We start from the raw sequence: 26,536 nt of genomic DNA, 5'->3' as shown, positions 1-26,536 counted from the left end.
CTTCCCTTCTCTTTTTTCTCTTTTTTATCGCTTTTTATTCCTTTTTTTACTTGTTTTTATTTTTGTTGCTTTTCATTTACTTGTTTTTTATTTCATATCTCTTTTTTATTGCTCTATTTTTCAAGTCACTATTTATAGGTCTCAAGTAGAAAAAGTAAAATCAATTGAAAAATTTATAACTGAAGATATTGAAAAACATTATACTTTAGATTTTTTAGCTAAAAGGTTTGATATATCATTAACTTCTATGAAGAATTGTTTTAAAGCTATTTATGGAAATTCTATTTATTCTTATATTAGAGTTTATAGAATAAACCAAGCTGCTATTATGTTAAGACACACAAAAAAAAGTATTGCTTTTATTGCTGGTGATGTTGGTTATGAAAGTCCAAGTAAATTTTCTGTTGCTTTCAAAGATATTATGGGAAAAACTCCTTTAGAATATAGAAAATCTTTTTTATAATTCATAATTTTATCGTATTAAATGTCTAAATGGTATATTTTTTATCTTTATGGAGCTGAAGTTTTTTTTATTATAAGCTATAATTACTTTAGTTAGGCATACCTAACTAATTTTTTTTTTTGTGAGGTGTTTTTATCCATGAAGAATAAAAAATGGATGAGAGTTGTCTTTGAATTTGCAACTTTTTGTAAATGGAAGATTTTTTTCTCAGTTATTTTTGCAATTATAAGTGTTTTAGGTGGATTTATTCCTTATATTGCTGTTTATAATATTTTAAATATTTTTTTTGAAGGTAATCCTGATTTAAAAGATATTATTTTTTGGTCTTTGATATGTTTTCTTGGCTATTTCGGTAAATTGTTATTTTATGCCTTTTCAACTACACTTTCTCATATTTCAGCTTATTCCATTTTGGAACAAATACGTTTACGTTTGATCAACAAATTACTTAAAGCACCACTTGGAACTGTTTTGAATGAAACTTCTGGTAAATTTAAAAATGTTATTGTTGATAGAGTTGAAACAATTGAATTACCTCTTGCACATATGATTCCAGAAGGTATTTCTAATTTAATTCTACCATTATTTGTTTTTTCTTATTTATTATTTATTGACTGGCGTATGGCCCTTGCTTCACTAATAACCGTACCTTTACCCTTAATTTTATTTTCTTTTGAAATGAAAAAATTTAATAAAAAATATTCCGATTATATGAAAGCTTCAAATCATGTTAACAGTGTTATTGTTGAATATATAAATGGTATAGAAGTTATTAAAACTTTTAATCAATCTTCAAAATCTTATGAAAAATTCAGTGATTCTGTAAAATTTTTTAAAGATTATACTTTAGATTGGTTTAGAAGTACATGGAAATTGATGAATTTTACAGCAACTTTTTTACCCTCTTCATTATTAGGTACAATTCCTATAGGTATGATTTTATATATTAATGGTTCATTAAGCCCATCTGAATTTGTAATGTGTTTAATTCTTTCTATGGGAATAATATCTCCTTTGATGTGGTTTACAACGGCTATTAATGATTTAAAAACAATCGAATATGCTGTAAACGATGTTAATAAAATTTTAAATATTGAAGAATTGAAAGATAATGAATTATGTATTGATTTAAAAGATTATAGTATCAATTTAAATGATGTTTCATTTTCTTATAATAATGAATCTAATGCCATTGATAATATAACTCTTAATATTCCTCAAGGAGAATTTCATGCTCTTGTTGGTCCTTCAGGTGGAGGAAAATCAACTATAGCAAGGTTAATTAGTAGATTTTGGGATATTGATTCGGGTTCTATAAAAATAGGTGGAGTTGATATAAAAGATATACCTTTAACTCAATTAAGAAATATTATAAGTTTTGTAACTCAAGATAATTTTTTATTTGATTGTTCTATATTAGAAAATATAAGAATTGGAAATTCAGATGCAACTGACGAAGAAGTTTTTAATATTGCCAAAAAAGCTCAATGTGATGATTTTATAAAAAAATTACCTAATGGTTATCATACAGAAGCTGGTGAAGCTGGCAAAAAACTTTCTGGTGGAGAAATGCAAAGAATAACAATAGCAAGAGCAATGCTTAAAAATTCTCCAATTCTTATTCTTGATGAAGCAACAGCTTTTACAGATTCTGAAAATGAAGATAATATTCAAAAATCTATTTCAGAATTAACTAAAAATAAAACATTAATCGTCATAGCTCATCGTCTTTCAACAATTAAAGATGCCGATAATATTGTAGTTTTAAATAATGGAAAAATTGTAGAACAAGGAACACAAGATTATCTTTTAAGAAATTGTAATTTATATATTGAAATGTGGAAATCTCATATAGGCTCTAAAAGTTGGGCCGCAGGAAATAGAAAGGAAGATTTTTATGTTTAAAATAATTAAAAGAATTATAATTTGGATAGGTGATTATAAATCACGTTTGTATAAAGGTTTTGTTTATTCTTTTTTTAATTCATTATTTATTGCATTTCCTATTATGGCTGGTGGTTTTGCAATGAATATGATATATGATGATTTTAAAAATGTACAAAAAATTAATCCTATTTGGATATTATACATAACTTTGTTTATATTTTTATCTGTTTTGGGACGTTTTTATACTTCTTATCGTCGTGCAGTATTACAAGATAGTATAATATATGAATTAACTGCAAAACAAAGAATTTATATAGGAGATGTTTTAAAACGTGTTCCACTTGGTTTTTTTCAAAGTAATAAATCTGGTGATATTACTACATCTGTAACTAATGATCTTTCATATTTAGAAATGTATGGTATGAAAATGATAGATACCGTTATAAATGGTTATATAAGTGTTTTTACGCTTATTTTATGTTTATGCTTTTTTAATATTTATCTTGCTTTTTCTGCTTTAATAGGTGTTATTTTTTCAACATTAGCTTTACATTTTCTTGGGGTTAAAAGCAAAAATAATTCATCTGCACATTTGAAATCTCAAAGTCGTATGGTTGGCTCAACTATTGAATATCTTAAAGGTATTCCTATTATAAAATCTTTTGGTAAAGAAAATTTTGCCATAAAAAATATAGAAAAAGCTTATGAAGAAAGTAAAAATATTAATATTAAAATTGAAAAAAATTTTGTTCCATTCAATTGTTTTCATCTTTTCAGTCTTAAATCAGCTTCTGTTTTATTAATATTTCTTTCCGCATATTTTGCTTTAAATGGCGATATGAGTATTCCATATATGGCAATGATGATGATATTTTCTTTTGTTATATTTGGTCATGTTGAAACTATTAATAATGCTGTACATGTTTTGAAAATGATAGATACAAATATGGATAAAATAGAAAAAATTGAAAATGCCGAATTTATAGATAAAGATGGTTCTGATATTAAGTTGAATTCTTTTGATATAAAATTTGATAATGTTTCATTTTCTTATGATAAAAATTTAGTTTTAAATAATGTTTCATTTAATATAGATCAAAATACTACAACAGCTATTATAGGTCCATCTGGAAGTGGAAAAACAACTATATGTAATTTAATTGCAAGATTTTATGATATAGATTCAGGTAATATTTTTATTGGAAATGAGAATATAAAACTTTTTACTTGTGATAGTCTTTTAAAAAATATTAGTATGGTTTTTCAGAGAGTTTATCTATTTAATGATAGTATTTTTAATAATATAAAATTTGGAAATCCTAATGCAAGCAGAGAAGAGGTCATCATTGCTTCTAAAAAAGCTCGTTGCCATGATTTTATAATGTCTTTTCCAAAAGGTTATGATACTTTAATTGGAGAATCTGGAGCTTCACTTTCTGGTGGAGAAAAACAAAGAATTTCAATAGCAAGAGCTATTTTAAAAAATTCTCCAATTGTAATTTTAGATGAAGCTACTGCAAGTATTGATCCAGAAAATGAACATTTTATACAAGAGGCACTTAATGAATTAACAAATGGAAAAACAATAATAATAATAGCTCATCGCTTAGCAACAATCGAAAATGCTGACCAAATATTGGTATTAGATAATGGAAAAATTGTTCAAAAGGGAATTCATTCTGAACTTATAAAAGAAAATGGCCTTTATAAAAAATTTTTAGATATTCGAAAAAATGCTGAAGGTTGGAAAATTTTAAAAGATTGAAAAATTTGCTCATCTGTAAAAAAGATGAGCAATTTTTATTTTTTTTGTTAATTTTAAATGATATAATTTACATAAGTTAGGCTAATCTAATTATATTTTATGATTTAATTGGAGGAATTTTATATGCGAATGGATTTAAATGATCTTATTAAATATTTTGGAAATATGTCTTTCAATATAAAAGGAGTTTATCATTGTAAAATAAATCCTGGAAGATTTGGTGTACAAAGATCAGCTCCTTTTCCTGGGTTTATTTTTCCTCTTAATGGTAAAGCAAAATTTTCTTTTAATGATAATCCATATATTGCTGGTACAGGGAACATAATTCATGGTTCTGCTTCTTCTAAACTTCAAAAAAAAGTACTTGGAACTGATTATTGGGAGTTTATTTCTATTTTATATGATACCAAAGAAATAAAAACTGATATAAGTTTATCAAATGTTCATTTTGAAGTTAATACATATAATAATATAAAATTAAATGAATTTTTATTTAAAATCTATAAAGAGTTTAATGAAAAAACTTTAATTTCTGAATTTAGAACAGAAACTCTTTTCAGAAATATCCTTGAAGAAATTTTTATAAGCACCCAAAATAATGAAATAGATAAAAAAAATTCTTCTCACCTTTTTAATCAAGTATGTTCTTATATAATGGATAATTATATGAATAATATAAGCGTTAAAGAAATATGTAATAAAAATAATATAAATGAGAATCATTTATATTATATTTTTAGAAAACATATTAATATGGGCCCAGGGGATTATATCATTAAAATTAGACTTGATAAAGCCAAAGAATTTTTAATAAATAATAATTATCCTATAAATGTCATTGCAAAGAATGTTGGATATCCGGATGCTTTATATTTTAGTAGATTATTTAAAAAATATTATAATATTTCTCCAACTAATTATAGAAAAAAATTCAGGAATTGTCCATATGATTTTCAGGATATTGCTATTCCAATATAAATTGATTTTTGATATAATATTTTTTGAATAAATTAGCGTAAACTAATTTTTGTAGAATTAAAAATATTGGAGGAATATTCATGAAAAAAATTTTAGTTTTGATTTTATCAATTTCTATTTTTTCATCATTGTTGGCTTTTGCTCATAACAATGAATGGCCAAAAACTATTATAGATGCCACTGGCAAAAAAATTGTTCTTAAATCTCAACCAAAAAGAATTGCTATTCTTCATTCTTTATATCTAGAATATTTTATGGCTTTAGGTACTCCACCAGCTGCTTCTGCAGGATCTTCAACTGGTACAGCTATGAAAGCTCTAGAAGAATGGGAAACACTTAAACCTTATTCTAATGGTGAAAAAATAATTGATTTAGGTAGTGCTCGTAGTTTAAATTTAGAAGCAATTCTTGCATCAAATCCTGATGTAATAGTTACTTTTAAAGGACAGGGTCATGTTAATGAACTTTATAATCAGTTAAATGAAATTGCTCCTGTTATATTACTTGATTTTTCAAAATCTTGGCAAGAACAAACTATGGATGCAGCTAAAATAGTTGGAAAAGAAGAGTTTGCAAAAGAATTTATCAAAGAAACTGAAGAAATAATTGAAAACACAAGAAAAATTTTAAGTGAAAAAAATGATAAAACATTCGCTTTATTTCGTACTGATGGTAAATCTTTTATAACACGTGGCAATGAATTTTATTATAAGACTTTTGGATTGAAGGCTCCTGAAAATTACCCTTATGATTATAAAACTATTTCTTTAGAGACTGTCGCCGAAATGAATCCTGATTATATAGCTTTTCAAAATTATGTAGATCTTTCAAAAACATTTGTTAAAACCCAAGAGTCTTTTTCAGTTTGGTATTTAATAAAAGCAGTTAAAAATAATCATATTTTTTATTTCGATGATTCTTTAAATACTTTTGGACCTCTTGCTTTAAGAGTTACAGCTGAAAAACTTCTTGAAATTTATTCAAAATAATTTTTGATATATAAGCGGTACAGCCTTTTATATAGACTGTACCAATTTTTTTATATTTTGATTTTTATAGGAGGTAATCTTTTGAGTACAAAAATTAAAAATGAAAGAAAAAATTCCAAAATATTTTTTATTATTATGACTTTTGGAAGTTTTTTACTTTTTTTATTGATACAGTTTTCAATAACAAGAGGTGCTTCTGATATTTCTTTTAAAGATGTTTGGACAGCTTTTTTTAGGTTTGACAATGAAAATATGAAACATTTAATAATAATAGATTTACGTTTGCCAAGAATAATTGCAAGTGCCTTGGTTGGTGCAGCTTTTGCAGTTTCTGGAGCTATTATGCAAGGAACAACGAGAAATCCTCTTGCTGATTCTGGGCTCATGGGTTTAAATGCTGGTGCAGCTTTTGCTTTATCAATTTGTTTTGCTTTTTTTCCTAATATTGGTTATATATACATAGTATTTTTTTCTTTTTTAGGTGCAGCTTTTGGTTCTTTTTTAGTTAAAGGAGCAACTTTTTTTAGACATGGAAAATCTTCACCAATGAGACTTGTTTTAGCTGGAGTTGCTGTTAGTGCCCTTTTATCTGCATTAAGTCAAGGTATTGCTCTTTATTTTAATGTAGCACAAAATATAATGTTCTGGACAGTTGGTGGTGTTGCTGGTTCTAATTGGATTCAATTAAAAATTATTACTCCATGGATTTTATTAGCTTTGATTTTGTCAATACTTTTATCTAAATCAATTTCTCTTTTAAGCCTTGGAGAAGATGTTGCTAAAAGTCTTGGTCTTAATATAAAATTTATTACTATTTTGTCAACTTTAACAGTTTTGATCCTTGCAGGAGTTTCTGTTGCTGTTGTTGGCTCTGTAGGATTTGTAGGTTTGATTATACCACATATTTCAAGATATTTCGTTGGTGTTGATTATAGAAAAATCATTCCTTCTTCAGCAGTTTTAGGTGCTTTATTGATGGTCCTTGCCGATTTAGGATCCAGAACTTTAAATCCTCCATTTGAAACTCCTATAGGAGCTATAATTTCTCTTATAGGTGCTCCTTTTTTCTTGTATCTTGCTAATAATGAGAGGAGAAAATTATAATGGAATATAAAAACAAAAAAAATTTATATAATGTTAATATTTTAATTATATGTTTTATTTTAATTTTAATTTTTTTCATTTTGAGTATGAATACAGGATATATAAAACTTTCTCCATTGGATACTTTAAAAACTTTATTTGGAGGAGGATCAACAAAAGAAAATCTTATTTTGTTTAAGTTTAGATTGCCTCGAATTGTAATCTCTATTTTAGTAGGTATGGCTCTTTCTTTGTCGGGTTGTATAATTCAAGATATAAGTAAAAATGCTCTAGCAGATCCTGGACTTCTGGGTATTAATGCAGGAGCTGGTTTGATGATAATTGTTTATGTTTTATTATTTGGAACTAATACATTTTTTTCTATTTTTACTTTACCTTTTTTAGCAATTATTGGCGCTGGTATAACTGCTATAATTATTTATATTTTAAGTAAAAATAAACATGAAGGTATAAAACCAATTAGATTAATCTTAAATGGTATAGCAATTCAAGCAGGTATTTCTGCTTTAACAACTATTTTAGTCGTTAAATTGGATGATACACAATTTGATTTTGTTGCTTCATGGCAAGCGGGGAGTATTTGGGGAAGTAATTGGTATTTTGTTTTAGCACTTTTACCTTGGATTTTGATTTTTGTTCCATATTTACTCTTTAAATCAAAAATACTCGATATTTTAAATCTTGATGATGATGTAGTTAAAAGCCTTGGGGTTTCTATAAATAAAGAAAAAAGAAGATTATTAATGGTTTCTGTCATTCTTGCTGCTTCTGCTGTATCAATAAGTGGAGGTATAAGTTTTGTGGGATTAATCGCCCCACATCTTTCAAGAAGATTAGTAGGTCCCAAACATTCTATATTATTACCAACTTGTGCTATAACAGGTTCTATACTTGTATTAGCTGCTGATACAATTGCCAGAACTATAGTACAACCATCTGAAATACCTACAGGAATAGTTGTTGCAATAATTGGTGCTCCTTATTTTTTATATCTTTTAATTAAAAGTAAATTATAATGAGAGGAAGATTTGTATGGAATGTATGAATTCAAAAGAATTAAATATAGCTTATGATAATAATTTAATCGTTGAAAATTTGAATATAAAAATTTTCGAAAAAAAAATAACTACAATAATTGGTTCAAATGGTTGTGGTAAATCAACTATTTTAAAAGCTTTAGGCCGTTTATTAAAACCTAAGAGTGGATTGATTTATTTAAATGGAAAAGATATCAATAGTTTGAATACTAAAGAAATAGCTAAACAAATAGCTATTTTACCTCAAACACCTCAAGCACCCGATGGTTTAACAGTTGAAGAACTTATTTCTTATGGAAGATTTCCTCATCAAAAAGGTTTTGGAAAATTAAATTCTGAGGATACAAAAATAATTGATTGGGCTTTGAGTGTAACTAAATTAGAATTTTTTAGAAATATTCCTATTGATAATCTTTCAGGCGGACAAAGGCAACGTGTTTGGATTGCAATGGCTCTCGCACAACAAACAGATTTAATTTTATTGGATGAACCTACAACTTATTTAGATCTTTCTTATCAATTAGATTTACTGGAACTTTTATATAAATTAAATAGAGAACAAAATCGTACTATTGTTATGGTTCTTCATGATCTCAATCTCGCTTCAAGATTTGCAGATTATATGATAGCTATAAAAAAAGGAAAAATTATTTCTTATGGAACACCTGAGGAAGTTATGAAAAAAGATATTTTAGAAAAAACTTTTAACATTGATGCAAATATCATAAATGATCCAAAAACAAAAAAACCTACATGTATTTCTTATGATTTAATAAAAGTATAATATTGATTTGAAAAATTAGGAGGGTTCTCTTTTATGAAGAAAATAGCTATTTATGGAAAAGGTGGAATTGGGAAATCAACAACAACTTCAAATATATCCGCTGCAATGGCTTCTATGGGATTTACAGTTATGCAAATTGGCTGTGACCCTAAAGCTGATTCAACTCGTAATTTAATGGGTAAAAAAATTCCAACAGTTTTAGATACTTTAAGAGTTAATGGTGATGCTACTCTTGAAGAACTCGTCGCTTTAAGTAATACAAATGTTTTATGTGTAGAAGCAGGAGGTCCTGTTCCCGGTGTTGGTTGTGCTGGAAGAGGTATAATAACGGCTTTTGAAAAACTTGAAGAATTAAATGCTTATGAAATATATAAACCAGATATTGTATTATATGATGTTTTAGGTGATGTTGTTTGTGGTGGTTTTGCAATGCCTATAAGGGGTGGTTATGCTGATGAAGTTTATATCGTAACTTCGGGAGAAATGATGTCTTTATATGCAGCTTCAAATATTTCTTATGCTGTTAAAAATTTTGAAAAACGTGGTTACGCTTCTTTAAAAGGTTTGATTTTAAATTCAAAAAATATAGAAAATGAAAGAATGCTTGTAGACAAGGCTGCTGATGAAATAGGTATTCCAGTTGTTTATCAAATTCCACGTAGTCATTATGTTCAAGATGCAGAGATCGATTTTAAAACAGTAATAGAAGTTTTTCCAGAATCAGATATGAGCGAGCATTATAAAAATCTTGCAAAATTACTTTTGGAGGATGTGAAATAAATTGAATGAATTTTCTCATTTAAATAAATTATCTAAAGTTAATTCAAATAGAGGTGTTAAGTTTTTAACTCCTGCTGTTCATAATGGAAGTCATTGTCCTATGCATAGAGCATCTATAATTGCAGAAAATATTAAAGGATTATCAACTTTATTGGTAGGAATGCCAGAATGTACAATACATTCAAGACTTTTTAGTCCTAATCCAGAAGGTGAAAATAATGAATTTCATTGGTTATATGTTTTAAACTCTAATGAAGTTGTCTTTGGATGCCGTCAAGGAATTATAGATTCTTTAAAAAAAATGGATAAATTAGGTTCTAAAGCTATACTAGTTATTTTAACCTGTGTTCCTGAACTTATAGGTGAAGATATGGAAGGTATTTTAGAAGAAATTAATCATGAAATAGATGCTAAAGTTACTTTTATTATGCTTGGACAATTTAAACATATAAGTTTTCCTTCAGGTTCTTGGAAAACAATGGAAGCTATGCATAAATTGATGTTAAAAAAAGAACAAAAAAATAATCAGGTTAATCTTTTAGGAGTCTCTTTAGACGGTCACAGTTCTATTCCGTTATTAGTTTCAGAATTAAAAAAAATTGATGCTAATATTCGTTATTTATCACCAGATTCAAGTTTATATGATTTCCAAAATTCAACTGATAGTGTTTTAAATATAGTTTTTTCACCTTATATGAAACCTTTGGCCATAAAAATGTATGAAGAATTTAAAATTCCATATATTTCTCTTCATGATATATATGATATTAAAAGTATAGATAATGCCTATAATAAAATTTCAAAATATTTTAATTTTGATTTAAATTCTTTCAATTCTTTAAGAAAAGAATCTTTAAAAATTGAAAAAGAAGCGAAAAAGAAGTTAAAAGATTTAAGTTTTATATTATCTCTTAGAATAGATTTACCAATTCCTCTTGGAATTTATTTAACAGAACTTGGTATGATTCCATTACTTTTTCATATAGAAGAATTTTATAATCATGATAAAGAAGATTCAAATAAACTTTTTTCTATGGGTGTTGATCCTTTTATATGTAAGATTACTAATATTGATTCAGATATTGAAATAATAAAAAAATTAAATTTTGATATGTGTTTTGGATATATTCCATATAACCAAAATATTCCAAATATAGGTAACATGTTTGATTTTTATGGTCAAGTTGGTTACGAACGTACTCTAAATTTATTAAATAGAATTTTGAAAGTTTATGATGCTATTAAAGGTGGTTTTTATAATGGGATTGCATAGATTTAAACCTGTTCCTTCGGGAAGAATGGGAATTTTGTGGACTCTTTCTACTATTAAAAATTCTGCAATTATAGAATTTGGATGTATGGGCCATATGCATTATAGTAGTGTTAGTTTAAAAAGAGCTGGAATTTATGAAGGAAGTAAGCTTTATTCAACTCATATTGATGAAACTGATATTTCTCTTGGGCAAGTTAAAAGATTTGAAGATACTATTGATGAAGTTGTAAAAATTGAAAATCCAAAAGTTATTTTTTTAATTCCTTCTGCTATTCCTGAAATGATTGGAAGTGATATTTTTTCAATGACTGAAGAAATTAAATATAAATATCCAGAGATTATATTTATTCCTTTTGGCTTTGGAGGTTTTAATATTAATAAAAATAAAGGGGTTCAGGAAACTCTTTTTTCTTTATGTAAATCAATTCCAGTAAAATTAAAAAAAACTGAAAGACCAACTTTTAATATAATAGGTTCATGTGCTGATATTTTTAAGTTTAAAGAAGATTCGAATGAAATTATACGTATTATGAAAAATGCTTTTGATATTGACCCTTTATGTGTCTTAAGTTCTAATACTTCTATAGATGATATTCAAAAAATAGGAGCTGCTCATTTAAATATTGTTATTCGTCGTGAAGGGGTTAAATCAGCTAAATATTTGGAAAAAAAATTTGGTACTCCTTTTATTTTTGAAAGACCTTATGGCATTAAAGGAACTTCTTCTTGGTTAAAAAAAATATCAAATTTATGTAATTTTAATTTAAATTTAGATTATATAAATTTAGAAGAGGATTTGTTTAAAAAACAATCTTTTAATGTTATTCCTCATTTCAAACATATTATAAGAGATCATACAGAAGAATCTTTATTATCTTTAGGCGGACATGTTGATGTTGTAAGAGGTATTTTAAATTTTGGTTGTAATGAAATAAATCTCCCAAAAGGATTTTGTTGGAGTAATTGTCCTGATTTTTTTGATGATGATATTCCATTTTTAGAAGAAGAAATTTGGTTAAATTTTGTGAATAAACATGATAAAGGAATTTTAATGACCAGTGGAGAAATTTTAAAATGGATTGATAAAAATGATGAACTTCAAATTTCTAACCCAGATACTAAATGGCGTTTACATGGTTATTCTGTTCCTTTTATTGGTTATAGAGGAGCTATAAATCTTGTTAATATTTGGATAAATGAAATAAATGATTAAAATTTAAACGTTTTTTTTAATTTAAGTTATGATATAATAAATATTGTAATATATTTTCTAATAATAAGTTAACTTTTGCTTTTTGAAACCAAATAGACTGGAGGTATTATTATGAAATCAAAACTAAGTCTTACAATGAAATTTCTGATACCTATAGTTATAATTTTAATTGTTTTGAGTAGTTTATTTTTAACAAGGCTTTATAATGAGATATATAATACTATTTATAAACAAAAACAAGAAACCCTTTTATATCTAGTTGATATTTCAAGTGGAATTATTAATTCTTTTGAAGAAAAATTTGAGAGTAATGAAATTTCTTTAGAAGATATTTATGAGCAGTTGAGAATTTTAATTCCTCAGATGAAGTATGATGATAATAATTATATTTTTGTTTATGATTTTAAAGGGAATATTGTAGTTCCTTATGGTGGAAGAAAAATAGGTGAGAATTTTATAAATATGCAAGATAGTGATGGAAAATATATTGTGCAAGATTTTATAGATATCGCTAAGAAAGATAAAAGTGGATTTTATGATTATAATTTTGAAAAACCTAATTCTAATTTAGTTGCGCCAAAACTTTCTTATATCGATTCTTCTAATAGTTTAGATTTCTTTTGGGGAACTGGGTTTTATATAGATGATATTCAAAAAGAAGTTCTTAATGTTTTTATATCTGATTTGATACTTTTTATAATATCAACTATTATTTCTATAATCATTATAAGTTTTATAGGGTTTTTTATAAGGAAGAGGATTAAAAGCATTAATGAAAAAATTGCAGATTTTGGTTCTGGAAATTTAAAAGTTTCTTTTGAAGAAAAAGGTTCTGATGAAATTTCTTATATGTCCTATAATTTAAATATTATGGTCTCAAAACTAAGAACTATTGTTTCTGATATTATAGAAATTACTTCCAATTTAAATATTTCAAGTGATGAACTTAAAAAAGTTTCTGAAGAAAGTTCTTCTTCTACAGAAGAACTCGTCGCTCAAACTGATAATATAACCGATAATGCTATAAATGCAAGTTCTAATGTAGAAGAAATCTCTTCTGGAGTTCATGAAGTTGCAACAAGTGCTCAAATGGTTGCAAAAGCAGCTCAGGGGATTAATATTTCAGCTGAAGAGACTACCGAAGCTTCTGAGTCTGGTTCCGAAATAATAAAAAAAATAGAACAAACTATTAATTTGGCAAAAAATAAATCAGAAGAATCTCAAAAAGAAGTTTCCATACTTAAAGAACGTGCTGATAATGTTAGTAAGATTATAGAGACTATTAATTCTATAACTGAACAAACAAGTTTATTAGCTTTAAATGCAGCCATTGAAGCAGCTCGAGCAGGTGAAGCTGGTAAAGGTTTTGCAGTTGTAGCAGAAGAGATCAGAAAACTTGCTGAAGAGAGTTCTAAAGCAACTTCTGAAATAGGTATTATTTTACAGGATATTAGAAGTTCTACTTCTTCTGTTAATGATTCATCAATAGAAAATACTAATATAATAACTCAAATTTATAATGAGATGGGAAGAGTAACCTCTCAATTTGATAGAATTAAAAATATGGTTGAGAAGATGAATTCAGAAATAGAAAATATGACAGCTACAAGTGAAGAACAAAGTGCTTCAGCTGAAGAAATGGGAGCTGCAATGACAAAAGTTTCTTCTATTGTAAATGAAATTGCTTTACAAATAAAAGAATCTTCTAAAGCAATAGACAGTCTTTCTACAGTACAGAATGATTTACATTATAAAGCTGAAAATCTTGATACTGTTTCTAAAAATTTAAAAAATATTATCTCACAGTTTGATGTTTAATACTGAAGGGCATTTTAAATTTTTAAAATGCCCTTTTTTATATTGGATTTATGTTTATTCCATTTATTTCAGCACCTATTATTATCATCATACTTGTTATATATAACCAAATTAATAGTATTATTATTCCCCCTAAACTACCATACATTGTAGAATAATTTGCATAATTGTTTATATATAATGAAAATATATGAGAAGATATTATCCAACCTATAGTTGTGAATACTGCACCAGGAATTGTTTGTTTTAATTTTATTTTTAAATTTTTTTGTTGTGCAGGAGCTATTTTATAAAGCATTGCAAAAGTCAATATCATAGCGATTAAAGGTATTACTTTTCTTATTATTTCCCAAAAATCTTTAAAAAATTTTGAAACTCCAAAATATACAAATATTTTGTTTCCTATTATTTGTCCAAATACAAGCATTGTTAAAACTATTATTATTAATAATGCCAAGAATATTGTAAAAATTAATGAAATTAATTTTATTTTTATATATGATCTGTTTTCTATTATGTTATAAGCTTTATTTATAGCTCTTATCATCGCTGTTATTCCTATTGATCCAGTCCATAATGTCAATATAAAACTTATAGATAAAAGAGTTCCAGAACTATTATAAGATATTTCTTTTATTATGTTATTTAAAAGTTGTTGAGTTTGTTCCGGTAATGTTATTATTAACTCGCTTATCAGTATTTCATGGGGTATTCCAGTATAATTTAATATATTTAAAAAGAATATCAAAAATGGAAATATAGAAAGTATTAGAAAATATGTTAGTTCTCCACTTATTGCATTTACTTGATCTTTTTTTATTTTTTTATAGAGTTCATAAATTTTTGTTTTATTCATTTAAATCCCTCTTTTTATAATACTTCCTTTTTTATTCGGTATTATTTCTATCTTCGAATTTATTCTTTCTTTTAATTCATTTACATGAGATATTATTCCAACCATTCTTCCATTTGCATTTAATTGAGACAATACTTCTATTGCATTATCTAAAGAGTTATTATCAAGACTTCCAAATCCTTCATCTATAAATATAGTATCTAAAGATACGCCACCAGAATGTTTTTGTACTATATCCGCAAGGCCTAAAGCTAACGATAACGCCGCTTTAAAACTTTCTCCTCCGGATAAAGTTTTTATTTCTCTTTCTTTGGCTGTATAATTATCAAATACCATTATTTCAAGTCCTTCATTTTTTCTTGCATCTAATACTTTTGAAGCTCTAAAAAGTTTATATCTATTTTCAGTTAATTTTTTTAATCTTTGATTTGATTGATCTAATATTTCTTCAAAATAATAAGCAAGTACATATTTGCTTAAACTTATTCTAGATTCATTATTGCCTTTTGCAATATCTCTCAATTCTTTTATCATTTTATAATTTTTTTCTTGTTTTTCTGTTTCTTTTTGAATTTCATTTATTTCTTCAATAATTGATTTAAAATCCTTTATTTTATAGTCTATATTTGACTCTTTTTTTATTAATAATTCAATTTCATTTTCAGTTTTTTCTATTTCTTTTAATATTGGATTTTCATCTGTTTTTTGTAGATTTTTTGTCATTTCTTCAAGATCTTTTAATATAATTTTTTTATTTTGAGTTTGTTCATCATATTCTTTTATTTCTTCTTCTAATTTTTTTATTTCATTTATTTTATTTTTAAATTTTTTATATTCTTCTAAATCTTTCATTTTATATTCTTCTAATTTTTCTTTTAGTTCTTTTAATGTGTATTCTATTTTTTCACTTAAAATTCCAATATCTTCTTTTAATAAATTTATTATACCTTTTTGGGAGTTTATTTTTTCTAATAATTGATCATTTTCTTTTTTATAAAATTTATATTTTTCTTCTATTTCTTGTATAAATTTAATATTTTTATCTCTTTCTTTTATTATTTCTTGTTCTGTTTTATTTTTTATTTCATTTTTTATTTGATCTATTTTTATTTTTTCTTCTGTTTCAATTTTTTTTATTTGATCTATTTCAATTTGTATACTTTTTTCTTCTTTCTCATATTTTTTTAAATTTTCTTTTATTTGTTTATTATTTTCTTTTATTTGTTTTATTTCTTCTATTTGATTTCTTTCTTTTGCATATTTTTCCATTAATTTTTCTAATTCTTCTTGAGTTTCTTTAATTAAATTTTTTATATGTTCTTTTTGGTCTAATTCATTTTTTATATTTTTTTCTTGACATATTCTTGTATATTCATGTTTTATAAATGATTCTAATTCATTGTATTTTTTATTTATTATTTCATAGTTTTTTTGTATATTTTGTTTTTCTTCTTCTTCTTTTTCTATTTTTTTATTTAAATATTCTATTTCTTCTTGATTTATGATTTCGGTGTGAGTTTTTGCTGGATTTGGGTGATTTATAGAACCACATACTGGACATGGTTGACCTTCTTTTAATGTTTCTGCAATTTTATAAGACTGGTTTTTTAATAATTTTTCTATTTTTTCATTTTGTTCTTTTCTGAGATTTTGTAAGTTCATTTCGATAGAATTTTTTTCTTTTTGTTTTTTTTCATATTCTTCTAAAGTTGTTTCAAATTGTAGGTATTTTTGATCAATAATTTTAATTGATTTTAAGATTTTTTGTTTTTCTTTTATATGTTCGTTTGTCATTGTTGAATCTATATTTTCACTTTTTTCTATATATTTTTCGTTTTTTTCAAGATTTCTTTTATTTATTTCTATAATTTTTTGTTTTTCTTTTATATATTTTTCTTTTTCATATAATTGTTTGATTATTTTTTTATAAAATTCTTCTTTTTCTTTTAAAATCTGTATTTTTTTTATATTTTCTTCTAATTCTTCATTTGATTTTTTTATTGCTGATATTTTTTGATATTCTTTTTCTATTTTTAATAAATTTTCTGATATTATACTTTGCTTTTCTATATTTTTTCTTAGTTCTTTTTCTTCTGAGTTTATTTTTTCTTGTTTTTCTGATCTTTCAGATATTTGTTCTTCGTATTTTTTTTCATAAGGTACTATTTTCTCTGCTTTTTTTATTTTTTCCAATATTTTTTCTATTTCTTTTATATATTTTTCTTTATTTAATAGTTCTTTTATTTCTAATTCTATGTTTTCCTTTTTTGCTATTAATTCATTTGTATTTTTTATTTGTTCATATCTTTGATTATTTTCTTTTTGTTCTTTTTGTTTTTTATTTTTTTCTAATATTGTTTTTTGTTTTTCTTCTTCTATTTTTTTTATTTCTTTTTCTATTTGTATTTTTATATCCTCTGTATTTATGTAATCGTTTTTTATTAATTCTGTGTATTCTTTTGTGTTTATTTGTACTTTTTCTGATATTGTTTTTATCTTCAATTTATTTTTTTCGAGTTCTGCACTTATTTTTTTATAATTTTCATCTATTTTATCTTCAAATTTTTCATATATTTTTATATTAAATATTTTCTTAAAAATATCAGCTCTTTGATTTGAATCAGCCGTTAAGAATGTCCTAAATTCACCTTGAGGTATCATCATTATTTGTCTGAATTGTTCATAGTTTAAATTTAATATTTCTTCTACTTTCTTTGTTACTTGAATGTATCCATTTTCTTGTATTATTAATTTTTCATTCTCATAAACTTTTAATGATGCATCTGCTTTTTGTTCTGTTATTCCTTCTCCTCTTTTTCTTTTTCTTATATACGAAGGATTCCTTTTTATTTTCACGAGTTTTTCTTTGAGCATAAATTCGAATTCTATTTTAGTATCAGTTTCTTCATCTGCGAAGTCGGATCTTGAGTTTAAGTTCCCTCTTTCTCCCATCGATCCAATTCCATATAAAGCAAAACATATAGCATCAAAAATAGTTGTTTTCCCAGCTCCAGTAGGTCCTGTTATTAAAAATAAACCTTCTTTTTGTAATTTTAAAAAATCTATGTTTTGTTCTTCAAGAAATGGGCCGAATGCTTTTAATTTTAATTTTATAGGTTTCATTATTCTTCACTTCTTTCTTTTAGTATTTCTTCAAAAAGTTTATTTGTATATGTTTTTTGATTTTCATTTATTTTTTTCCCTTTAATTTCTTCATAAAAATAATAGAATAATTCATTTGGTGATATATTTTTGATATTTTTTTTATTTGTTTTTATATCATTATTAGTTTTTAGATTAGGAAATTCTAATGATAGTACGTTTGGATATTTTATTCTCAGTTTGTTTATTGCTTCATATATTGGTTCTTGATCTTCTATTATTATGTGTAAATAATCATCAGTATTTTCCATTTTTATTATTTCATTGAATAACCCTTTTATTATTTTCATATCTCTTTTTGGTTTGAAGTTTATTTGTTTTATTTTTATATCATTTTTTTGATTTATTTCTATTAAATTCATTCCTTTTTTTTGATTAGTTTCACTGAATGAATATTTCATGAGTGAACCTGAATATCTTATTTTTTCATATTTTATTTTTTGCGGTCCATGTAAATGTCCAAGTGCAACATAATCGAAGTCTTTCAATATTTGAGGATCAATATATTCTGTTCCTCCTATTGATAATATTCTTTCAGAATCGCTTTCTATTCCTCCAGCAACATATTCATGTGATATTAATATATTTATTTCATTTGTATCAATTTTCATTTCTTTTATTATATATTTCATAGCTTCATTTTTTGTTTGGAAATCTATTTCATATAGATCTTTTACTTTTTGCATTTCTATATATGGCAATAAATAAAAATTTGTTTTATCTTTAGAATTTTTATTTATTATAACTTTTTTTATTTGTTTTTTTATTTTTCCTTCTATATGTAAGTCCATTTCTGAAAGTATTCCATTGAGAAATTCTAATCTTTCTTCGCTATCATGATTTCCAGATATTATCATAGTCGGTATTTTATTTTTTATAACTATGTTTGATAAAACTTTGTTTAATAAGTTTACAGCTTCTGAAGGAGGTATTGATCTATCATAAATGTCACCAGATATTATTATTACATCAGGTTTGTTTTTTTCTACATAATTTATGAATTGTTCTAATATATATTCTTGTTCTTGAGTCATATAATTTGAATATATTATTTTACCAAGATGCCAATCTGCTGTATGTATTATCTTCATTTTCCCCTTCCTTTCATAAATATGTATATTGATTTTTACCCGCTTTTTTTGATGTATATAAAGCTTTATCTATTCTTTTTAAAAGGCTTTCTATGGTATCAACATTTTTTATTCTTGTATATCCTATACTTATTGTAATTTTAATACTTTTTATATTTGTTTTTTCTTGTACTTCTTTTTTTAACATTTCTAATTTTTTTATTAATTTTTCTTTTTCACCAAAATATATTGTATAAAATTCATCTCCTCCCCATCTTGCATTGAAAGAATCTTCTTTGAAAATATTTTTTGTTATATTTCCAATTTCTTTTATTATTAAATCTCCATAATCATGACCGTAATTATCATTTATTTTTTTGAAATTATCTATATCATATATTATTGAATAAATTTCTTTTTTTTCACAATCAGCATTATTTATTATTAATTTTAATTTTTGATCTAAAAATCTTCTATTGTATAGTCCTGTTATTGTATCTTTATTGGCATAAAATTTTAATTTATTATTGGTTTTTTCAAGTTTTTCTTTTTCATTTCTATATGCATCTGAAAATTTTTTTACGAGTAAATATGTACCTATGAAGGTTAAAGGAATTTGTATAAGTCTATCATAAAACTGACTTTTTGAGTCATATATAGCAACTAAACTAGGATAATAATAACTTATTATATGTAGAATTGTGAGCATTGCTATTAGTGATGTTATAAAAAATATTCTTGTTTTTCCATATACTAAGTAGGTAATTGCAATTAATAATAAAAATGCATATCCCATAGTGTTATTAGCCGCTCCACCAGAATTAAACCATCCATATGGTATCATAAAAAATATAAGAAATGAAAAGTATAGTATTTTACCGATTTTTCTTTCTTCATCATTTTTCTTTATATAAGTTATCAAAGAAATTAATATAAACCCTATCCATTTTATGTTTACATTTAGAGGAAATTTAAAAAGTATGTTTCCTATCATAGAAAATATAGATAATACTATAGATATTATAAGTATAATATCAAATATTTTGTTTTCAAGTTTATAATCATTATTCATTTGTTTCCCCCTATTTTTATAAATTCATTTAAGTTTTGTATTAATTGTTTGTTATAATTATAACACTTTATAAATTATTCTAAAATTTTGGAGGTGTTTATGAATACTATTAGAATTGCTTTTTTACATTTGAATCTTTTATGCGATGATTTTGATTTTAATAAAAAATATATAGAAAAAGGTCTTTTTTTAGCTTATAAAAATAATGTTGATATTGTTTTAACTCCTGAATTAGCTGTTTCTGGACTACAATTTTTTTCTAAAAAAATTATTAATAAGATATGTGTTCAGCCAGATAATTGGATGAAATCTATTATGAGTAAATGTAAAAAGTATGATTTGAATCTTTTTTTAGGTTCTCCAGAGAAAGACTTTTTCAATAATAAGTATTATAATTCTATTTTTTTTATTAATAGTGATGGTGTATTAGTAGGTAAACAAAGAAAATTTTCAAGTTTTATAGATGAATGGTCAAGTCCAGGTAATATTATAGAAGTTTTCGAAATTTTTAATAAACGTTTTGGTATTGTTATATGTGCAGATGCATATGAAAAAGAATTTTCAAATTACTTAAAATCTCAGAATGTTGATATTGTCTTAGCACCTTCATCATGGGGGCCTGGTCTTTATGGACCTAATGGGGAATGGGAAAGTAGAAGTATTGAAACTGGTATTCCTTTTTTTGTCTGTAATAGAACTGGTGAAGAAAAATCTTTAAAATTTTGGAATGCTGAAAGTTCTTTGATTGTTGAGGGTAAAAGAATTTTTTCTTTTAAGGATATAAATTCTAACCTTTTAATTTTTGATTGGGATTTGAATTTTAATTGTTTTATATATGATAGTTATTTTACTTTACCTTTATAAATGATAAATGGAGGCAAAGCCTCCATTTTGATCATATGCTATATATTGAGAAGTATACTATAATGCCCATTTATTTATTGCGTGAGCAACTCCATCTTGATCATTTGTTTTTGTCGTATATTTACATATTTTTTTTATTTTTTGATTTGAATTTCCCATTGCAACAGAATTTTCTACATATTCAAGCATTTCTTTATCATTGTTATTGTCACCTATTGCCATTATTTCTTCTTTTTCTATTTTTAAATATTTTGCCAAAATTTTTAAAGCATTTGCTTTGTTAGCTTTTTTGTTTAATATTTCAAAACTAGATTCTATATTCCAAACTGTATAATAATTTTTTAAAATTTCTTTATCAATTTTTTTTAATGATTTTTCTATATTTTCTTTTGTTCCCATTATATTTATCCTACCAAATTTCTTTGTTTGATTTTCTTTTTTATATATATCTATATATTTTGTATTCATTTTTAGTATTGAAGCATCTTTTTTTAGGGCTTCATTCGGTTTATCTCCATAATAGTATAATGTTTCTTCATCATACATACATATTTGTATATTTTCTGTTTTAGTTTTTTCATAAATATTTTTTGCTATATTGATATCAATTGTAGCCATATGAATTATTTGATTTGTATTTAATTCATATATGTATGAGCCTGTATTTGCTATTATGAAACTGTTTGTATTATTTAATTTTAAAATTTTTATATATTCTTCAAGTCCTTTTTTTGTTCTTCCTGAAGATAGGGTTATTATTTTATTCATATTTTGAGCTTTTTTTATCGTTTGTATAGTTTTTTCAGTTATTTTACCTTGAGAATTTAATAATGTTCCATCTAAGTCTAAAGCTATTAATTTTATCATTTTTTTCACCATTAATCATTATAATATTTGCATATTCCTTCAAATATTAATTTTCCAACAACTGAACCTCCATCTATTACTCCAAGTGTTTTTTCTTTATGGTATGCAGCTCTTCCATGAACAGCCATCATTTCTTTTGTTGATTCACAACCTTTTTCTGCTGCTTTAAATGTTTCATATGTTATTTGATTTATGTTTTTATTTTCTTGAGATAATTTTTTGAAGGTTTCTATTGCAGGTATAATAGAATCTAATATTGTTTTTTGACCTTTTTCAGATCTTGCTTTTTGCATTATTGTTTCTAATCCTTTTTCAAATGCTTCAGACATTTGATTTGTATTTGGTTCTTCTATTCCTTTTAATTGTTTTGCCATTCCAAGTATTCCAAATGATATTATTGTTCCCAATGAAGATGGTGCTGATTCATTTAAGGCTGTACTCATATTTCTAAATACTTTTCCCATATCTTTTTCTTCATCTAAAAGTGATTTTTTTACTCCTTCAAATCCTTGTTCCATAGATATTCCTAAGTCTCCATCACCAAACATTTGATCGAGTTCTATAAGGTATTTTTTATTTTCTTTTATTAATTCATGTATATTATTTATGATTGATTTTAAGTCTTCTTTTTTCATTTTTATTCCACCTTTATTTGTTTATATTTGTATAAAATGGAGTATTTGCAGGTTTTTTTAATAATTCTTTTAGTTCTTGATCGAGTTTGAATATGGTAATTGATAAACCAGCCATTTCCATGGATGTTGCATACTCTCCAATATGAGGCATTATTATATTTATATTTTTTTCATTTAATATTTTTGCAATTTTTCTAAATACTATATATTGTTCTTCAAGAGGGGTAGCACCGAGTCCATTTATCATAACTGATACTTCATCATTTTCTTGTAATTTTAATTCTTTATTTAATTTTTCAAATATTAATTGTGCAATTTCATCTGCATTCATCATATCTTTTATTTCTATTCCTTGTTCTCCATGTATTCCCATTCCTATTTCTATCTTACCTTCTTCTATTTTAAATGTAGGTTCTCCAACTTCTGGGACTATACATGGTGTTAAGGCTACACCCATTGTTTTTATATTATTTAAAGCTTTTTGAGTTATTTCCACTACTTTTTCAAGATCATATCCCATTTCTGCCGCTGCTCCAGCTATTTTATAAGCATATACAAGACCCGCAACTCCTCTTCTTGTATCTTTTTTATTTTCATCTGCAGAAGCAACATCATCTTTCACAAGAACTTGAGCTGTTTTTATGTCATCAAAATCTGCATTTTCACATGCCATTTCAAAATTCATTCTATCTCCACCATAGTTTCCATACAGACATAAAACACCTTTTCCAAAGTCACAAGCTTTGATCATTTTATACATTTTTTGTGATGATGGAGAAGCAAATACATTTCCTATAGCACATCCATCTATCATGCCTTCTCCAACATATCCAAGAAATACTGGGAGATGTCCACTTCCACCGGCTGTAACTATTCCCACTTTATTTTTTTTTGGATTATTTTTTCTTATTAATATTCTAAAATCATTTTCAAGTGTATCAACTTTTTCAGGATATGCAAGTTTTATTCCTTCAACAGTTTCTTTGACAAAATTTTCTGGATTATTTATTATTTTTTTCATTTTTGCCTCCATTTTTAAGACACTCTTATATTTTTAATATAAGAGTGTCTTATTTTATTTATTTTTGAAATTTTTCAGGGTATTTCCATCCTCTTAATTCTTCTGGAGTAAATGCATCCGGTTCTTTTCCTCCATTTATTAATAAAGCATTGAAATATATTTCAGCAAGTTCTTCAGCATATTCAACTTTTAATAATGCATCATCTATATTTATACCTACCGCAACAACTCCATGTTTTTCAAGTAGGAACATATCAGATCTTTTAACTGGTTCAACTACACTTAATGCAAGCTCTCTTGTACCAGGTCTTCCATATGGTGCAACTGGTACTATGCCATCTTTCAATCCAAAACCAGCAACTTCATAAATTATAGCAGGTATTGGTTTTGCAAGAACTGCAAATGATGTTGCCATTTTTGAATGTGTATGTGCAACTGAAAAAACATCATCTCTTGTTTTATATATTTCAAGATGCATCATTGTTTCACTCGATGGTTTTCTATTTTTATTTACTATTTCAACTACATTTCCATCTAAGTCTAAAACACACATATCATCTACTGTAAGTTCTGTTCTATCAACTGCCGAAGGAGTTACTACTACATAGTTTGTTTCTTTATCTCTTATACTAAAATTTCCTGATTTGTGTTTGCAAAGTCCTGTTTCTTGAGCGTGTACTGCAACTCTTATTACTTCTTTTTTTAAATTTTCTAACATTTTATCACCGTACCTTTATAAGTTTGCATTTCTTTTTTTCATTTCTTTTACAAAGAAATAATAACATACTGCGAATATTATCATTCCAATTATACCTAATATATCTCCAGCAAGTCCATTTGAAATTATCCATCTAAAGAAAGGAGCTTCAACTCCAAAATATGATATCATTTGACCATCAGGTATATTTATAGTACCTACTTTTCTTGCAAGATCTGTTACAAATGGAGCAAAACTTGATGATACAAATAAGTAAAACGGTGTGAATATTATACTTAATATAAGCATTCTTATTAAATTTCCACCTGTTACTATTAAAGCTGGAACAACCACTATTATGTTTACTATACCTGCAAGAGGTAATATATTGCTAAGTCCCATTTTTGACATTAATATTGCAAATAATAATTCTAATGGAACTAATAATATAGCTACAACCCATATTTCTGATTGTCCTGCCATAAATGGCCAGTCTAATCCTATAAATATTTCTCTATCTTTAAATTTTTTCTTCATATATTCACCAGCAGCATCAGCTATTGGAGCTAAAGCTTGCATGAATAATTTTGCTACCATTGGGAATAAAACCAATGCTGTTGCAACTTTTATTGCTATATTTAATGAATCTTTAACTGTATAACCTGCAACTAATGCTATTATTCCACCAATTATGAAACCCATAACACTATTTTCACCAAATATTCCTATTTTGTCTTTTAATTTATCAGCATTCATTTTCGAATCTTTTAATCCTGGTATAAAATCTAATAATTTGTTTACAGGATTCATTATTACACATTGTAATGTCATATAATGTGTACAAGTTACTCCAGGTATTTTTGTTACTTCATATATTTGTTTTTGATTTAATTCTCCAATTTTCAATTCTAAAATTATTTGTACTATAGCTGCAGCAAATCCTAATATTACACTGTTTGTTATAGCTGCTACCATAGTGGCTGTAAATATCTTTCCCCATACGTTCCATAAGTCTACATTTAATACATTTGTTTTATTTAAAGCTAATATTATTATATTTAATACTATTTGAACTGGGAACATTAAAAGCGCATATGGCCAAGCCCATGATATTGCTGACATAGGTGACCAACCAACGTCTATTGTATTAAATTGTATCCCTGTATTTTTTACAAATTCTTGTGCAACTGGACTTATTGTATCAAACATAAATCCTAACACTAAGTTCATTCCTGTAAAAGCCACACCAAGTGTTAATCCAGCAATTATCGCCTTTCTAGGTTTCATTTTCATAATTAATCCGAGTATTATCATTATAATAGGTAAAAATATTGCTGCACCTAAGTCTAATATATAATTAAGAATATCGGCAAACATGTTAGAACCTCCCCTGTTTTTTATCGTTTAAAAAAATTTTATTTTAAATATTCTTTTAATTTTTCAAATTCTGCATCTCTTCCCATTCCTGTTAAGAAAGGTATTCCATTTATAGTTGGAATATCATAATTTGTAGGTCCTGAAACTATTTTTACATATACATCTACTTGATCTATTATATTGTCTAAAGATTTTATATCTACTGCTTCTACACTAGCTTTTATTCCTTCATCTTGTAACATACTATCAATTTTTGATGCTATTGTTTGAGATGTTGCTACTCCTGAACCACATGCTACAACTATTTTTTTCATATTTCTTCCTCCCCATACTTTGTGTTTTATTTTTTTGAATCAATTGTGTTTAATATTGAATTTAATAATTCTTTTTCTGTTTTTGATTCATATATTTTTTTTATTCCTTCTTGATCTGAAAATATTCCCATCAATTTTGTAAGCACTGGTACTTGTGCTTTTGGATCTTTTACTGCAAGCATGAATACCATTTTTATTTTTAATTTATTAGATGGATTTCCCATGTCTTTGAACTCTATTTCATTTTTTAATTTCGCTACAAATATTCCAGGTTTTATTACATGTGTTGAGTCTGTATGTGGAATAGCTATTTTGATTTCTCCCGTGTCTAATCCTGTAGGAAATGTTTGTTCTCTTTTGAGTATTGCTTGTTTATAACTTTCTTTTACATATCCTTTTTCAATTAATTTACTTGACATCTTTTTTATGGCGTCTTCACAATCTTCTGCTTCTAAGTCTAATAGTATTAAATCTTCATTTAGTAAATTTGATATTTCCAACATTTCTTTG

Annotated in this window: 24 protein-coding genes; 13 read left to right on the top strand and 11 right to left on the bottom strand. The window is 25.5% G+C overall.

Going from position 1 to position 26,536, the window contains the following annotated elements; translation table 11 throughout:
- The 12 genes from PWP28_RS07930 to PWP28_RS07875 all read left to right on the top strand — a co-directional run.
- A partial coding sequence (locus PWP28_RS07930; protein WP_308644542.1) for an AraC family transcriptional regulator occupies nt 1-463 on the top strand: 463 nt, incomplete at its 5' end.
- Between the two features lie 138 nt (nt 464-601).
- On the top strand, nt 602-2,368 hold the full coding sequence (locus tag PWP28_RS07925) for an ABC transporter ATP-binding protein (RefSeq protein WP_109604541.1): 1,767 nt from the start codon (nt 602-604) through the stop codon (nt 2,366-2,368).
- Complete coding sequence (locus tag PWP28_RS07920) at nt 2,361-4,115, top strand: ABC transporter ATP-binding protein (protein WP_305081735.1); 1,755 nt, start codon at nt 2,361-2,363, stop codon at nt 4,113-4,115. Before PWP28_RS07925 ends, PWP28_RS07920 begins: the two co-directional genes overlap by 8 nt.
- A 123-nt stretch (nt 4,116-4,238) precedes the next feature.
- The gene (locus PWP28_RS07915; RefSeq protein WP_305081734.1) at nt 4,239-5,093 is read left to right on the top strand and encodes an AraC family transcriptional regulator; all 855 of its coding nucleotides are present in this window, start codon (nt 4,239-4,241) and stop codon (nt 5,091-5,093) included.
- An 80-nt stretch (nt 5,094-5,173) separates the two neighbouring features.
- Nucleotides 5,174-6,082, top strand: coding sequence for an ABC transporter substrate-binding protein (locus PWP28_RS07910; RefSeq protein WP_264150270.1), 909 nt, complete (start codon nt 5,174-5,176; stop codon nt 6,080-6,082).
- Between the two features lie 135 nt (nt 6,083-6,217).
- The gene (locus tag PWP28_RS07905; protein ID WP_369426096.1) at nt 6,218-7,186 is read left to right on the top strand and encodes a FecCD family ABC transporter permease; all 969 of its coding nucleotides are present in this window, start codon (nt 6,218-6,220) and stop codon (nt 7,184-7,186) included.
- Nucleotides 7,186-8,202: an iron ABC transporter permease gene (locus PWP28_RS07900; protein ID WP_109604537.1), complete on the top strand. Its 1,017-nt coding sequence runs from the start codon at nt 7,186-7,188 to the stop codon at nt 8,200-8,202. The genes PWP28_RS07905 and PWP28_RS07900 overlap by 1 nt, the downstream gene beginning before the upstream one ends.
- A gap of 16 nt (nt 8,203-8,218) precedes the next feature.
- Nucleotides 8,219-9,007, top strand: a complete 789-nt coding sequence (locus tag PWP28_RS07895) for an ABC transporter ATP-binding protein (protein WP_264150272.1) — start codon at nt 8,219-8,221, stop codon at nt 9,005-9,007.
- Nucleotides 9,008-9,040: 33 nt separating this feature from the next.
- Complete coding sequence (locus PWP28_RS07890; RefSeq protein ID WP_109604535.1) at nt 9,041-9,787, top strand: AAA family ATPase; 747 nt, start codon at nt 9,041-9,043, stop codon at nt 9,785-9,787.
- Nucleotide 9,788: 1 nt separating this feature from the next.
- Entirely contained in the window at nt 9,789-11,060 is a 1,272-nt protein-coding gene (locus PWP28_RS07885; protein ID WP_308644541.1) for a nitrogenase component 1, read from the top strand.
- Nucleotides 11,047-12,273 carry a nitrogenase component 1 gene (locus PWP28_RS07880; protein ID WP_308644540.1) on the top strand — a complete coding sequence of 409 codons (1,227 nt, stop codon included), beginning with the start codon at nt 11,047-11,049 and terminating at the stop codon, nt 12,271-12,273. The genes PWP28_RS07885 and PWP28_RS07880 overlap by 14 nt, the downstream gene beginning before the upstream one ends.
- Nucleotides 12,274-12,384: 111 nt before the next feature.
- Entirely contained in the window at nt 12,385-14,091 is a 1,707-nt protein-coding gene (locus tag PWP28_RS07875) for a methyl-accepting chemotaxis protein (RefSeq protein WP_109604532.1), read from the top strand.
- 37 nt (nt 14,092-14,128) lie between these two features.
- Here the strand turns inward: PWP28_RS07875 and PWP28_RS07870 are convergent, their stop codons facing one another.
- The 4 genes from PWP28_RS07870 to PWP28_RS07855 are packed head-to-tail and all read right to left on the bottom strand — an operon-like array spanning nt 14,129 to nt 20,251.
- Nucleotides 14,129-14,947: a YihY/virulence factor BrkB family protein gene (locus PWP28_RS07870; protein ID WP_308644539.1), complete on the bottom strand. Its 819-nt coding sequence runs from the start codon at nt 14,945-14,947 to the stop codon at nt 14,129-14,131.
- Complete coding sequence (locus PWP28_RS07865) at nt 14,948-18,070, bottom strand: AAA family ATPase (RefSeq protein WP_308644538.1); 3,123 nt, start codon at nt 18,068-18,070, stop codon at nt 14,948-14,950. It lies immediately after the preceding gene.
- Entirely contained in the window at nt 18,070-19,200 is a 1,131-nt protein-coding gene (locus PWP28_RS07860; RefSeq protein ID WP_308644537.1) for an exonuclease SbcCD subunit D, read from the bottom strand. Before PWP28_RS07860 ends, PWP28_RS07865 begins: the two co-directional genes overlap by 1 nt.
- Before the next feature lie 13 nt (nt 19,201-19,213).
- Nucleotides 19,214-20,251, bottom strand: coding sequence for a GGDEF domain-containing protein (locus tag PWP28_RS07855; RefSeq protein ID WP_109604528.1), 1,038 nt, complete (start codon nt 20,249-20,251; stop codon nt 19,214-19,216).
- A gap of 99 nt (nt 20,252-20,350) precedes the next feature.
- Here PWP28_RS07855 and PWP28_RS07850 point away from each other — a divergent pair, with 99 nt between their 5' ends.
- Nucleotides 20,351-21,115 carry a carbon-nitrogen hydrolase family protein gene (locus PWP28_RS07850; RefSeq protein WP_308644536.1) on the top strand — a complete coding sequence of 255 codons (765 nt, stop codon included), beginning with the start codon at nt 20,351-20,353 and terminating at the stop codon, nt 21,113-21,115.
- A 57-nt stretch (nt 21,116-21,172) separates the two neighbouring features.
- On the opposite strand, the gene PWP28_RS07845 is transcribed toward PWP28_RS07850, so the two are convergent.
- From PWP28_RS07845 to PWP28_RS07815, 7 genes are read right to left on the bottom strand one after another with little or no spacing between them, the layout of a single operon-like run.
- Nucleotides 21,173-21,982 (bottom strand): Cof-type HAD-IIB family hydrolase, encoded by an 810-nt coding sequence (locus tag PWP28_RS07845; RefSeq protein ID WP_158274792.1) that lies wholly within the window; start codon nt 21,980-21,982, stop codon nt 21,173-21,175.
- Between the two features lie 11 nt (nt 21,983-21,993).
- A complete protein-coding gene (locus tag PWP28_RS07840) occupies nt 21,994-22,617 on the bottom strand; it encodes a dihydroxyacetone kinase subunit L (RefSeq protein WP_305081725.1) in 624 nt (207 codons plus the stop codon).
- Between the two features lie 13 nt (nt 22,618-22,630).
- Nucleotides 22,631-23,638: a dihydroxyacetone kinase subunit DhaK gene (locus PWP28_RS07835; protein WP_305081724.1), complete on the bottom strand. Its 1,008-nt coding sequence runs from the start codon at nt 23,636-23,638 to the stop codon at nt 22,631-22,633.
- 58 nt (nt 23,639-23,696) lie between these two features.
- Nucleotides 23,697-24,356 carry a class II aldolase/adducin family protein gene (locus tag PWP28_RS07830; protein WP_109604523.1) on the bottom strand — a complete coding sequence of 220 codons (660 nt, stop codon included), beginning with the start codon at nt 24,354-24,356 and terminating at the stop codon, nt 23,697-23,699.
- Nucleotides 24,357-24,371: 15 nt separating this feature from the next.
- On the bottom strand, nt 24,372-25,712 hold the full coding sequence (locus tag PWP28_RS07825) for a PTS galactitol transporter subunit IIC (protein WP_109604522.1): 1,341 nt from the start codon (nt 25,710-25,712) through the stop codon (nt 24,372-24,374).
- 38 nt (nt 25,713-25,750) lie between these two features.
- Nucleotides 25,751-26,026, bottom strand: a complete 276-nt coding sequence (locus PWP28_RS07820) for a PTS sugar transporter subunit IIB (RefSeq protein ID WP_109604521.1) — start codon at nt 26,024-26,026, stop codon at nt 25,751-25,753.
- A 26-nt stretch (nt 26,027-26,052) separates the two neighbouring features.
- Nucleotides 26,053-26,529 (bottom strand): PTS sugar transporter subunit IIA, encoded by a 477-nt coding sequence (locus PWP28_RS07815; RefSeq protein ID WP_308644535.1) that lies wholly within the window; start codon nt 26,527-26,529, stop codon nt 26,053-26,055.
- Between the last annotated feature and the right edge of the window lie 7 nt (nt 26,530-26,536).

It is taken from the genome of Oceanotoga sp. (assembly GCF_030445905.1).
In the GTDB taxonomy this organism is placed as follows: Bacteria; Thermotogota; Thermotogae; order Petrotogales; family Petrotogaceae; genus Oceanotoga; species Oceanotoga teriensis.
The sequence above is the reverse complement of the archived record's forward strand: the minus strand, read 5'-3'. Positions and strand labels throughout refer to the sequence as shown.

Excerpts from the sequence above, each read along its gene's own strand:
- PWP28_RS07925 (WP_109604541.1), top strand. The coding sequence starts at position 602 with ATGAAGAATAAAAAATGGATGAGAGTTGTCTTTGAATTTGCAACTTTT.
- PWP28_RS07920 (WP_305081735.1), top strand. The coding sequence starts at position 2,361 with ATGTTTAAAATAATTAAAAGAATTATAATTTGGATAGGTGATTATAAA.
- PWP28_RS07915 (WP_305081734.1), top strand. The coding sequence starts at position 4,239 with ATGCGAATGGATTTAAATGATCTTATTAAATATTTTGGAAATATGTCT.
- PWP28_RS07910 (WP_264150270.1), top strand. The coding sequence starts at position 5,174 with ATGAAAAAAATTTTAGTTTTGATTTTATCAATTTCTATTTTTTCATCA.
- PWP28_RS07905 (WP_369426096.1), top strand. The coding sequence starts at position 6,218 with ATGACTTTTGGAAGTTTTTTACTTTTTTTATTGATACAGTTTTCAATA.
- PWP28_RS07900 (WP_109604537.1), top strand. The coding sequence starts at position 7,186 with ATGGAATATAAAAACAAAAAAAATTTATATAATGTTAATATTTTAATT.
- PWP28_RS07895 (WP_264150272.1), top strand. The coding sequence starts at position 8,219 with ATGGAATGTATGAATTCAAAAGAATTAAATATAGCTTATGATAATAAT.
- PWP28_RS07890 (WP_109604535.1), top strand. The coding sequence starts at position 9,041 with ATGAAGAAAATAGCTATTTATGGAAAAGGTGGAATTGGGAAATCAACA.
- PWP28_RS07880 (WP_308644540.1), top strand. The coding sequence starts at position 11,047 with ATGGGATTGCATAGATTTAAACCTGTTCCTTCGGGAAGAATGGGAATT.
- PWP28_RS07875 (WP_109604532.1), top strand. The coding sequence starts at position 12,385 with ATGAAATCAAAACTAAGTCTTACAATGAAATTTCTGATACCTATAGTT.
- PWP28_RS07870 (WP_308644539.1), bottom strand. The coding sequence starts at position 14,947 with ATGAATAAAACAAAAATTTATGAACTCTATAAAAAAATAAAAAAAGAT.
- PWP28_RS07865 (WP_308644538.1), bottom strand. The coding sequence starts at position 18,070 with ATGAAACCTATAAAATTAAAATTAAAAGCATTCGGCCCATTTCTTGAA.
- PWP28_RS07860 (WP_308644537.1), bottom strand. The coding sequence starts at position 19,200 with ATGAAGATAATACATACAGCAGATTGGCATCTTGGTAAAATAATATAT.
- PWP28_RS07855 (WP_109604528.1), bottom strand. The coding sequence starts at position 20,251 with ATGAATAATGATTATAAACTTGAAAACAAAATATTTGATATTATACTT.
- PWP28_RS07850 (WP_308644536.1), top strand. The coding sequence starts at position 20,351 with ATGAATACTATTAGAATTGCTTTTTTACATTTGAATCTTTTATGCGAT.
- PWP28_RS07845 (WP_158274792.1), bottom strand. The coding sequence starts at position 21,982 with ATGATAAAATTAATAGCTTTAGACTTAGATGGAACATTATTAAATTCT.
- PWP28_RS07840 (WP_305081725.1), bottom strand. The coding sequence starts at position 22,617 with ATGAAAAAAGAAGACTTAAAATCAATCATAAATAATATACATGAATTA.
- PWP28_RS07835 (WP_305081724.1), bottom strand. The coding sequence starts at position 23,638 with ATGAAAAAAATAATAAATAATCCAGAAAATTTTGTCAAAGAAACTGTT.
- PWP28_RS07830 (WP_109604523.1), bottom strand. The coding sequence starts at position 24,356 with ATGTTAGAAAATTTAAAAAAAGAAGTAATAAGAGTTGCAGTACACGCT.
- PWP28_RS07825 (WP_109604522.1), bottom strand. The coding sequence starts at position 25,712 with ATGTTTGCCGATATTCTTAATTATATATTAGACTTAGGTGCAGCAATA.
- PWP28_RS07820 (WP_109604521.1), bottom strand. The coding sequence starts at position 26,026 with ATGAAAAAAATAGTTGTAGCATGTGGTTCAGGAGTAGCAACATCTCAA.
- PWP28_RS07815 (WP_308644535.1), bottom strand. The coding sequence starts at position 26,529 with ATGTTGGAAATATCAAATTTACTAAATGAAGATTTAATACTATTAGAC.